General features: G+C 73.9%; 9 protein-coding genes and 1 pseudogene. 6 read left to right on the top strand and 4 right to left on the bottom strand.

Annotated features, from left to right (window positions below; all coding sequences use genetic code 11):
• Positions 1–26 precede the first annotated feature (26 nt).
• The 4 genes from DKT69_RS01930 to glmM all read left to right on the top strand — a co-directional run bounded on the left by DKT69_RS01930 (position 27) and on the right by glmM (position 3,949).
• The gene (locus tag DKT69_RS01930) at positions 27–1,361 is read left to right on the top strand and encodes an MFS transporter (RefSeq protein ID WP_109799889.1); all 1,335 of its coding nucleotides are present in this window, start codon (positions 27–29) and stop codon (positions 1,359–1,361) included.
• Positions 1,362–1,553: 192 nt separating this feature from the next.
• A complete protein-coding gene (rplM, locus tag DKT69_RS01935) occupies positions 1,554–1,997 on the top strand; it encodes a 50S ribosomal protein L13 (protein WP_089012545.1) in 444 nt (147 codons plus the stop codon).
• Positions 1,998–2,017: 20 nt separating this feature from the next.
• Positions 2,018–2,482, top strand: coding sequence for a 30S ribosomal protein S9 (gene rpsI, locus DKT69_RS01940; RefSeq protein ID WP_088998399.1), 465 nt, complete (start codon positions 2,018–2,020; stop codon positions 2,480–2,482).
• Positions 2,483–2,593: 111 nt separating this feature from the next.
• Entirely contained in the window at positions 2,594–3,949 is a 1,356-nt protein-coding gene (gene glmM / locus DKT69_RS01945; protein WP_109799890.1) for a phosphoglucosamine mutase, read from the top strand.
• Positions 3,950–4,176: 227 nt separating this feature from the next.
• Here glmM and DKT69_RS01950 read toward each other — a convergent pair whose 3' ends face one another.
• From DKT69_RS01950 to DKT69_RS01960, 3 genes and pseudogenes are all read right to left on the bottom strand, one after another.
• The gene (locus DKT69_RS01950; protein WP_109799891.1) at positions 4,177–5,316 is read right to left on the bottom strand and encodes a threonine aldolase family protein; all 1,140 of its coding nucleotides are present in this window, start codon (positions 5,314–5,316) and stop codon (positions 4,177–4,179) included.
• Positions 5,313–6,500, bottom strand: a complete 1,188-nt coding sequence (locus DKT69_RS01955) for a pyridoxal phosphate-dependent aminotransferase (protein WP_109799892.1) — start codon at positions 6,498–6,500, stop codon at positions 5,313–5,315. The genes DKT69_RS01950 and DKT69_RS01955 overlap by 4 nt, the downstream gene beginning before the upstream one ends.
• 259 nt (positions 6,501–6,759) lie before the next feature.
• A pseudogene (locus DKT69_RS01960) lies at positions 6,760–7,011 on the bottom strand (MmpS family transport accessory protein); the annotation flags it as partial.
• 580 nt (positions 7,012–7,591) lie between these two features.
• Here DKT69_RS01960 and glmS point away from each other — a divergent pair.
• Complete coding sequence (gene glmS / locus DKT69_RS01965; protein WP_109799893.1) at positions 7,592–9,505, top strand: glutamine--fructose-6-phosphate transaminase (isomerizing); 1,914 nt, start codon at positions 7,592–7,594, stop codon at positions 9,503–9,505.
• Between the two features lie 71 nt (positions 9,506–9,576).
• On the opposite strand, the gene DKT69_RS01970 is transcribed toward glmS, so the two are convergent.
• Positions 9,577–10,350 (bottom strand): alpha/beta hydrolase, encoded by a 774-nt coding sequence (locus DKT69_RS01970; protein ID WP_109799894.1) that lies wholly within the window; start codon positions 10,348–10,350, stop codon positions 9,577–9,579.
• On the opposite strand from DKT69_RS01970, the gene DKT69_RS01975 reads away from it, so the two are divergent.
• The gene (locus DKT69_RS01975; protein WP_146230961.1) at positions 10,341–10,745 is read left to right on the top strand and encodes a hypothetical protein; all 405 of its coding nucleotides are present in this window, start codon (positions 10,341–10,343) and stop codon (positions 10,743–10,745) included. The genes DKT69_RS01970 and DKT69_RS01975 overlap by 10 nt on opposite strands.
• Positions 10,746–10,800 lie beyond the last annotated feature (55 nt).

The raw sequence follows: 10,800 nt of genomic DNA on the forward strand, positions 1-10,800 counted from the left end.
CCGGGTCCTCGGGGCGCCAGTCGGTGATGGCCGGCCGCCGCCCGGCCATCACCGACTGGCGCCCCGAGGACCCGGAATTCTGGCGTACGACCGGCGCCCCGATCGCCCGGCGCAACCTGTACGTCTCGATCTTCGCCGAGCACGTCGGCTTCTCGGTGTGGAGCCTCTGGTCGGTCACCGTGCTCTTCCTCGGCCCGGCGTACGGCATCGACCCGGCCGGGAAGTTCCTGCTCACCGCCGTACCGGCCGCGCTGGGCGCGGTGCTGCGGCTGCCGTACACGCTGGCGGTGGCCCGCTTCGGCGGCCGGAACTGGACCATCGTCAGCGCGCTGCTGCTGCTGGTGCCGGCGGTGCCGATGGCGGTGCTGCTCGAACCCGGGGTGTCCTACCCCACCTTGATGGTGCTGGCCTGCCTCACCGGCGTGGGCGGGGGCAACTTCGCCTCCTCGATGGCGAACATCAACCTCTTCTACCCCGACCGCCTCAAGGGCCGGGCGCTCGGGCTCAACGCCGGTGGCGGCAACCTCGGCGTGCCCGCGGTGCAGCTGGTCGGGCTGGCGGTGCTGGCCACCGCCGGGGCCGTGTACCCGCGGCTGGTGCCCGCGGTCTACCTGCCGCTGATCGTGCTGGCGGCGCTGGCCGCGGCGCGCTGGCTGGACAACCTCCCCGGGGCGCGCAACGAGCCCGGCGCGCTGCGCGAGGCCGCCCGGGAACCGCACACCTGGGTGATGTCCCTGCTCTACGTGGGCACCTTCGGCTCGTTCATCGGGTTCGGCTTCGCCTTCGGGCAGGTGCTCCAGCTCCAGTTCCACGACCGCTTCCCGACCGCGGTCGACGCCGCCTGGCTGACCTTCCTCGGGCCCCTGGTCGGGTCGCTGATCCGGCCGCTCGGCGGGCAGCTCGCCGACCGGCTCGGCGGGGCCCGGGTGACCTTCTGGAACTTCGTCGCCATGGCGACCGGCGCCGGGCTGGTGCTGTACGCGGCCCGGGAGCGGTCGCTGCCGCTCTACCTGGCCGGGTTCCTGTCCCTGTTCGTCTTCTCCGGGATCGGCAACGGCTCGACGTACAAGATGATCCCGGCGATCTTCCGGGCCCGGACGGCGGCCGCGGTCGACCGCGGGGCGGACCCGGTGGCGGCCCAGCGCCGCGGCCGGCGGCTCTCCGGGGCCCTGATCGGCATCGCCGGCGCGGTCGGCGCCTCCGGCGGGGTGCTGGTCAACGTCGCCTTCCGGCAGTCGTTCCTGACCTCCGGAAACGCCGACGCCGCCTACCTGGCCTTCATCGGCTGGTACGCGCTCTGCTTCGTGGTGACCTGGGCGGTCTACCTGCGGCCGGGGCCGCGCCGGCTGGCCGGCGTGTGACCTGTACCATCGCCATGTCGCGAGCCGCGCTGGGGTGACCCCCCGTTTTGACCTGCCGACCGGGCGGCGGGTATCGTTGCCTGCTGTTGTACGACATCCAGAGGCGTGCCGCATCAGGTACGCTTGGTCGTTCGTGCGCGCCTGGTCACCTCGGCGCGCGACCCCAGACCGACGACGAGACAAGGTAGACCTGTGCGTACGTACAGCCCGAAGCCGGGTGAGATCGAGCGTCAGTGGCACGTTATCGACGCCTCTGATGTCGTGCTGGGCCGCCTGGCCACCCACGCCGCCACGCTGCTGCGCGGCAAGCACAAGCCGACTTTCGCGCCGCACGTCGACACGGGCGACTTCGTCGTCATCGTGAACGCGGGCAAGGTGGCGCTGACCGGCAACAAGCGGCAGACCAAGATTGCCTACCGCCACTCCGGTTACCCGGGTGGTCTGAAGCAGGTCGGCTACGACGAGCTGCTGACCAAGCGTCCCGAGCGGGCCGTCGAGCTGGCCGTGAAGGGCATGCTCCCGCACAACAAGCTCGGCCGTCAGCTGATCAAGAAGCTGAAGGTCTACGCCGGTGCCGAGCACCCGCACGGCGCGCAGCAGCCGGTGCCGTTCGAGATCAAGCAGATCGCGCAGTGAGCGCGGGCGAAGGAAGCAGCATGACCGACATCACCGAGACCGAGGTTGCCCCCGAGGCCACCGAGGCGCCGGCGCCCGTCGCCCGCGCGCCCCGCGGTGACCGCCCGATCCAGACCGTGGGTCGGCGCAAGGAGGCCATCGTCCGGGTGCGCATCGTCCCCGGCAGCGGCAAGATCACCTGCAACGGCCGGGACCTCGAGGCCTACTTCCCGAGCAAGGTGCACCAGCAGCTCATCAAGGACCCGCTGGTGACCGCCGAGAAGCCCGAGGCGTTCGACGTCATCGCCAACCTGCGGGGCGGCGGCACCACCGGCCAGGCCGGTGCGCTGCGGCTGGCCATCGCCCGGGCGCTGATCGTGAACGAGCCGGACGACCGCCCGGCCCTGAAGAAGGCCGGCTTCCTGACCCGTGACGCCCGGGTCAAGGAGAGCAAGAAGTACGGCCTCAAGAAGGCCCGTAAGGCTCCTCAGTACTCGAAGCGCTGATCTTCGACAGCGCGTTGTACTTCTGACGGACGGCCGGGTCCGCCTCCCTCGAGCGGGAGGTGGCCCGGCCGTTCGCCTTTCCCTGGGACCGTTTATCGGAGGTTGGCGGGTATGGGCCGGTTGTTCGGCACGGACGGGGTACGCGGGCGGGCGAACGCGGATCTCACCCCGGAGTTGGCGCTCGCGGTGGCGGTGGCCGCCGCCCACACGCTCGCCGAGACGGACAAGAGTCATCCGCCGCTCGCCGTGGTCGGGCGGGACACCCGGGCCAGCGGCGAGATGCTGGAGGCGGCCGTGGTGGCCGGTCTGACCAGCGCGGGCGCCAACGTGGTGCGGGTCGGCGTGCTGCCCACCCCCGCGGTGGCGTTCCTCACCGCGGAGGCCAAGGCCGACCTGGGCGTGATGCTCTCCGCCTCGCACAACCCGATGCCGGACAACGGGATCAAGCTCTTCGCCGCCGGTGGGCACAAGCTGCCGGACGAGATCGAGATGCGGATCGAGGCGGCCGTCGAGGCGAACGCCACCACCGCCTGGGACCGGCCGATCGGGGCCGGCGTCGGGCGGGTGCACGACCTGCTCGACGGCGCCGACCATTACGTACAGCACCTCGTCGGCACGGTGCCGCACCGGCTGGACGGGATCAAGGTCGTCGTGGACTGCGCGAACGGCGCCGCCGCCGAGGTCGCCCCGGTGGCGTACCGGGAGGCGGGCGCCGAGGTGATCGCGATCCACGCCGAGCCGGACGGGCTCAACATCAACGACGACTGCGGCTCCAACCACATCGAAGCGCTGCGCGCCGCCGTGGTCGAGCACGGCGCACACCTGGGCATCGCCCACGACGGCGACGCCGACCGGTGCGTCGCGGTGACCGCGGACGGCGACGAGGTCGACGGCGACCAGCTGATGGCCATCCTGGCGGTGGGCATGCGGGAGGCCGGCGAGCTGACCCAGGACACCCTGGTCGCGACGGTGATGAGCAACCTCGGCCTGCGGCTGGCGATGTCCGCGCAGGGCATCCGCCTGGTCGAGACCAAGGTCGGCGACCGGTACGTCCTGGAGGAGCTGCGCGCCTCCGGCCTCGCGCTCGGCGGCGAGCAGAGCGGCCACATCGTCATGCCGGCGTACGCCACCACCGGCGACGGGGTGCTGACCGGGCTGCACCTGATGTCCCGGATGGCCGCCACCGGCAAGTCCCTCGCCGAGCTGGGCTCGGTCGTCACCAAGCTGCCCCAGGTGCTGATCAACGTGCCGGTCGCCGACCGTACCGTGGGCGCCGCCGCGCCGGCCGTCCGCGCCGAGGTGGAGCGGGCCGAGACCGAGCTGGGCGAGACCGGCCGGGTGCTGCTGCGCCCGTCGGGCACCGAGCCGCTGGTCCGGGTGATGGTCGAGGCGGCCACCGAGGCGGCGGCCCGTGAGGTCGCCGAGCGCATCGCCGCCCACGTCCGCGTCGCCAGCCCCACCGCCTGACCGGTTCTTCGGCTGACCGGTTCTTCGGCTGACCGGGCGCGGCGGGGCAACCCGCCGCGCCCGGTCGCGTCCGGCCGTCGTCCCGGTCCGTGCGTCGCCGCAGCGCCTGCTTGCTCCTGCGGCGCTACGAAGCTGATGACGTGAATGGATCACGGTGCGACATCGGCCGGGACCGCCCGTGGTCGCCGCTGGTGATCCACCTACGTCATCAGCTTGGTAGCGTCACGTCACCCATGTCCGGGTCGGTCGAGCGCCGATCGCACAGCGCCGGTCGTCCGGAGGAAGCGGTCGGCGAGGTCGATGACCTGGTCGGGGTCCAGCTCCAGGGCGGGCCCGGCCACCGTCACCTCGGCCATCGCCACGCCGGGCAGCTCGGTCTCCTGCCAGCCCCCCACGAACCAGGCCTTCTCCTCCTCGGCGAGGGCGAGGTTGGCGTCGTTCAGGGCGCCCGCCGGGTGCGGCAGCCACAGCCGGAACTGGTGGGTGTGCGGCGGCGCCGGGTGGATCCGCGCGCCCGGCAGCCCGGCCAACGCCTCCGCCACCCGCTTCGCGTGGGCGACGTAGGCGGGCAGCCGGGGCAGCTCGCGGTCCAGACCGGCCAGGGCGGCCAGCGCCGCCGGCCACTGCTGGAACAGGTTGCCGCCGTAGCGGTGCCGCCAGGCGCGGGCGTAGCGGACCAGGTCGGCCGTGCCGGCGAGGGCCGCGCCCGAGTGGCCGCCGAGCGATTTGTAGAACGAGACGTAGGTGCTGTCGGCCAGCCCGGCCACCTCGGCCGGCGAGCGTCCCAGGTGGACGGTGGACTCCCAGAGCCGGGCGCCGTCCAGGTGCACCCGGAAGCCACGGTCGCGGGCCGCCCCCACCACCGCGACCAGTTCGTCCCAGGTGGGCAGGACGAAACCCGCGTCCCGCAGCGGCAGCTCCAGCAGCAGGGTGCCGACCGGCTCGTCCAGCCCGGCGATCTCCTCGGCGGTCGGATTGCGCGGTGCGCCCGTGGTCCGCACCGCGCGCAGGCCGCCGAGCACCGCGTACGCGTCGCGCTCGTGCATCAGCGGGTGACTCAGCGGGTGCAGGCCGACGCCGTCCCGACCGGTCAGCTCGGCGCCGTACCGCATGGCGACCTGCTGGGCCATCGTGCCGGTGGGGAAGAAGGCGACCGCCTCCGTGCCCAGCAGCTCGGCCACCCGGCGCTCCACCGTCTCGACCGCCCCGCCCTCGCCGTAGAAGTCGGGCAGCAGTTCCTCGGTCGCGGTCGCCCGGATCGTGTCGAGCTGCTCGGCAACGGACGTCGGCCGGATGCCGGAGAGCACGGTGTCGCAGGCGCGCAGCGCCGCCACCCGGCGGACCCGATCGGCGTACGCGTCGGTCATCTGTTCTCCTTCAGTCGGCGCAGCCGGGCCACCGCCTCGGTCAGCACCTCGGGTCGCTTGCAGAAGGCGAAGCGGACCAGCCGCCGGCCCGCCTCGGTGTCGTCGTAGAAGACCTGGGTCGGCACCGCCACCACCCCGCAGCGCTCGGGCAGCGACCGGCAGAACTCCACCCCGTCCCGACCGCCCAACGCGGTCACGTCGGCGGTCACGAAGTACGTCCCCTCCGGGGCCAGCACCTCGAACCCGGCGTCGGTGAGCCCGTCGACGAGCTGGTCCCGCCGCCGCCGCATGCCCTCGGCGAACTCCGCGAAGTAGGCGTCCGGCAGGGCCAGCGCCACGGCGACCGCCGGTTGCAGCGGACCCGCGTTGACGAAGGTGAGGAACTGCTTGACCCGCAGCACCGCGGCGACCAGCGGCGCGGGTCCGCTCACCCAGCCCACCTTCCAGCCGGTGCAGGAGAACGTCTTGCCGGCCGAGGAGATCCGCAGCGTCCGCTCCCGCATCCCGGGCAGCGTGGCCAGCGGCACGTGCGGGGCGGCGGCGTCGGGGAAGACCAGGTGCTCGTACACCTCGTCGGTGACCGCGTAGGCGTCGCGCTCCCGGCAGAGCTCGGCGACCAGCGCCAGCTCGTCCGGGGTGAACACCTTGCCGGTGGGGTTGTGCGGGGAGTTGAGCAGCACCAGCCGGGTCCGTGGGCCGAACGCCGCGCGCAGCTCCGCCGGGTCGAAGGCGTACCGGCCGCCGGCGACGGGACGCAGCGTGACCGGGCGGCGGACCGCGCCGGCCAACGCGATCGAGGCGGCGTACGAGTCGTAGTACGGCTCGAAGCAGACGACCTCGTCGCCCGGCTCGCAGAGGGCGAGGATGCTGGCGGCGATCGCCTCGGTGGCGCCCGCGGTCACCACGATCTCGTCGTCCGGGTCGTACGCCAGGCCCCAGAACCGGCGCTGGTGGGCGGCGATGGCCGCGCGCAGGGCCGGGATGCCGGGGCCGGGCGGGTACTGGTTGTGGCCGGTGCGCAGCGCCTCCGCGGCCGCGGCCAGCATCTCCGGCGGGCCGTCGGTGTCGGGGAACCCCTGGCCGAGGTTGACCGCGCCGGTACGCACGGCGAGCGCGGACATCTCGGCGAAGATGGTGGTGCCGAACGGCCGCATCCGGGCCACCAGGGGATCGGTCGTCGTCACGCGGGCCAGCCTACGGTCCGCCGCCGACGCCGCAAGCCCGCCGCCGGCCGCGCGCCCGGTGCTACCAGCCGAAGCACGCCGTCCCGTACCGCCCCGTCTGTTGCGAGACGACCTTGCCGTTGAGGATGATCCGACAGCTCACCACGCCCCTGCCCGCCGGGGGCCCTCAATGTACGCGGCCGGCACGGCTCCCCGGGTGCCCGTGCAGCCCGCTCGGTGGGGCTGGGCGCGCTGGTCTCGGTCGGCCGCAAGCCCGCCGTCAGCCGCCGCGGTCGACTCGCCAGCCGCGGTCGTCGACCGACTCGGTGACGGGCCGACCACCGTTCACCGTCATCGCGCAGGCAATGGTGCGCCCGCCCTTGTCGTCGCCCTTGTTCGCCATCACGGACGCCCGGCTCGGATCATCGGTACGGATCGTCGTGTGCCAGGGCAGCCGCACCCTGTCGAGCTCGACGAGGTAGCCGTCCGCGTCGTAGTACTGGATGTTGGCCGGCCCCTGACCGGTGACCTCGTACGCGACGGCGAACCGGCCAGGTCCGCTGGACGGGGTGGCGGCGGGCCTCCCGCTGGGGGTGGGGGTCGGTGCCGGCTGCCCGCCCTCGGCCGCCTCCGCGTCCGGGTCCTCGTTCTCGCCCTCGTCCGTGGTGGTCGGCCCGTCCTGCCGCGGCTCGGCGGCCGTCGGCCCGCCGAACGGGTCGACCGCGCGGCACCCACGGTTCGGGCGCGGCTGTCGGGCCGGCCGGGACCGCGCCCGCCGGCGGCTGTGGGTCGGGGGGTGGCGTCGCCTCGGACATCAGTTCGGCTCGCAGGGGACGGGCGCGGAGAACGTCCGCGCCGGGGTGGCGTGCCGGGGGTGCGGCATCGCCCCGGCAGGAGAGCCCCAATCTACGCGGGCGGCGCCGTCCGCGAGGACGGGACGCCCTGCCGCCCGGGCCGGCGCGGTCGTCCCCCCGACCGGTCGGCGCGGGGCCATCCGGGCTGGGTGATATGTCCGATCCTTCGGTGGTGTTCACCTGAACGCTCAAATTCAGTGATCGATTACCGCACTTCCGCGCACACGCGATGAGCGGAACTGGGTTAGGCTCGGGGCCATGTGTGGAATCGTGGGTTACGCCGGCGCGCGCCCGGCGCTCGGCATCGTGCTCGACGGACTGCGGCGGCTGGAGTACCGCGGCTACGACTCGGCCGGCGTCGCCATCGTCTGCGACGACGAGCTGCTGACCGAGAAGAAGGCCGGCAAGCTGGCCAACCTGGAAAAGGTGCTCGCCGAGCGCGCCGCCGTCGACCCGGAGTCCTGCGCCGCCAGCCCGATCGGCATCGGTGACGGCACCACCGGTATCGGCCACACCCGCTGGGCCACCCACGGCGGCCCCACCGACCGCAACGCCCACCCGCACGTCGCCCCCGACGGCCGCGTCGCGGTGATCCACAACGGCATCATCGAGAACTTCGCGAAGCTCCGCGCCGAGCTCGAGGCCGACGGCGTCGAGTTCGCCAGCGACACCGACACCGAGTGCGCCGCCCACCTGCTCTCCGCCGCGCTGGCCGACCTGCGCTCGGCCGGCGAGGTGGACAGCCCGCAGCTGCTCGCCTCCGCCATGCGGGTGGTCTGCCGGCGGCTGGAGGGCGCCTTCACCCTGCTCGCCGCCGACGCCGGCATCCCCGGTGCGGTGGTCGGCGCCCGGCGCAACTCGCCGCTGGTCGTCGGCCGCGGCAACGGGGAGAACTTCCTGGCCAGCGACGTGGCCGCGTTCATCGAGCACACCCGCGACGCGGTCGAGCTGGGCCAGGACCAGATCGTCCTGATCACCACGGACAGCATCGAGATCACCGACTTCGCCGGGCAGCCCGCCACCGGCAAGGACTTCCACATCGACTGGGACGCCTCGGCCGCCGAGAAGGGCGGTTACGACTGGTTCATGCTCAAGGAGATCGAGGAGCAGCCGCAGGCGATCGCCGACACGCTGCTCGGCCGGCTCACCGAGACCGGTGAGATCGCCCTCGACGAGGTCCGCCTCAGCGAGCAGGACCTGCGCGACGTCGACAAGATCTTCATCGTCGCCTGCGGCACCGCGTACCACTCCGGGCTGGTCGCCAAGTACGCCATCGAGCACTGGACCCGCATCCCCTGCGAGGTCGAGCTGGCCAGCGAGTTCCGCTACCGCGACCCGGTCCTCGACCGGTCCACCCTGATCGTGGTGATCTCGCAGTCCGGCGAGACCATGGACACCCTGATGGCGCTGCGCCACGCCAAGGAGCAGAAGGCCCGGGTGCTGGCCATCTGCAACACCAACGGCTCGACGATCCCCCGCGAGTCGGACGCCGTGCTCTACACCCACGGCGGCCCGGAGATCGCGGTCGCCTCCACCAAGGCGTTCCTCACCCAGCTCGTCGCCTGCTACCTGATCGGCCTGCACCTGGCCCAGGTGCGTGGGATCAAGTTCGCCGACGAGGTGGGTGCGGTGGTCGCCCAGCTCCAGGAGATGCCCGGCAAGCTGCGCGAGCTGCTCGACCGGATCGAGCCGGTCCGCGAGCTGGCCCGCGAGCTGAAGTCCGAGCCGACGGTGCTCTTCATCGGCCGGCACGTCGGCTACCCGGTGGCCCTGGAGGGCGCGCTCAAGCTCAAGGAGCTGGCGTACATGCACGCCGAGGGCTTCGCCGCGGGCGAGCTGAAGCACGGCCCGATCGCGCTGATCGACAAGGGCACCCCGGTGATCTGCGTGGTCCCGTCGCCGGTCGGCCGGGGCATGCTGCACGACAAGGTCGTCTCCAACATCCAGGAGGTCCGCGCCCGGGGCGCCCGGACCATCGTGATCGCGGAGGAGGGCGACGAGGCGGTCGTCCGCTACGCCGACCACCTGATCTACGTGCCGCGTACGCCGACCCTGCTGGCCCCGCTGGTCACCACGGTGCCGCTCCAGGTGCTCGCCGCCGAGATCGCCGCCGCCCGAGGGCACGACGTCGACCAGCCGCGCAACCTGGCCAAGTCGGTCACCGTCGAGTAACCGGCTGCCATCCGCTCCGGGGCCCCTCCACCGCGCGGTGGAGGGGCCCCGCGCATTGGTGAGGCCCGCGTTCACCGGCCCAGCACGATCCGGGCCATCCCGTCGAGGGCCGGGTTGCCCGGGTCCCAGTAGCCGGCGTGGCCGTACCGGCCGCTGGGGAAGCGCCGGCCGCCGAAGCCCGGATCGCTCGGGTCGTGCCCGAACCACAGCTCGTGCTCGCCCAGCTGGAGCAGCGCCGCCGCCGGGCCCAGCGGCGTCGCGCCGAGCACCGCCCGGCGGGCCAGCTCGTCGGGCGGCCGGGCCAGCCGGATCACGTCGTCCGGCGCGGTGCTCGCCCACACCTGACCCGCCGGCATCCGCAACTCGGCGGCGTGCGCCACACCCACCCCGGGTGAGCCCACGAAGACCAGGGCGTCGGCGCTCAGCCCCTGGTCGCGGGCGGTCGTGCCCACCACGACCGACCCGTAGCTGTGCCCGAGCACGGTGTGCCGGGCCGGTGGCCCCTCGTGGGAGGCGCGCAGCCCCTCCTGGAACCGGTGCAGCGCCGGCCCCGCGTCCCGCGCCTGCCCGCCCCACGCCGCCTCGTGCAGGAAGTCCGGGGCGTCGTAGTCCAGCCAGAGCACCGCCGCCGTCTCCTCGGCCGGGGCGAGCGCCGCGCAGCGGTCCAGCACCCGCGCCGCCCGGCCCAGCTCGCCCGGGGCGTCGGCCAGGTCGGCGGTCATCCCCGGCACGTACGTCAGCACCGCGCCGGCCCGGTCCGGGTTGCCCAGCGCCACGATCGCCCGCCCGTCGCCCGCCGGGTCGAGCCCGAGCAGGTACGCCCGGGGTGGCCCCGGTGCGGCCAAGCTCGGTGAGCGCGTCCAGCCCGCGCAGCGCCGCCGTGACCCGGGCCAGCGCGGCCACCGCCAGCGGGTCGGGGTGCGCCCGGCTCAGCAGCCCCCGCTCGCGCGCCAGCAGCGCCGCCCGCCGCGCGCCCAGCAGCAGCCGGTTGGCCTGGTCCCGGGCGGTAGCCGGCACCCCGTCCAGGCGACCGACCAGGGCCGGCTCGTGCACCACCAGCCACCGGCGCTCGGCCGGCGTGAGCCCCGCCCACCAGCGGCCCACCTCGGCCGGGCCGGCGTCGGCGGGTGGCCGCCGGCCGGGCGGGACGCTCACCCAGCCCGCGCCGGCCGCCGCCGTCAGCTCTGCCAGGCGGGCGCTCGCCTCCCGGTCCGCCGCCATGGTGGTGGCGGAACGGTGAGCTGGCCGGCGGGCCGGCCGGCCCGCCGGGGATGGGACGGGGGGGCGTGAAAGCG

The organism is Micromonospora sicca, assembly GCF_003172935.1.
Classification (GTDB): Bacteria; Actinomycetota; Actinomycetes; order Mycobacteriales; family Micromonosporaceae; genus Micromonospora; species Micromonospora sicca.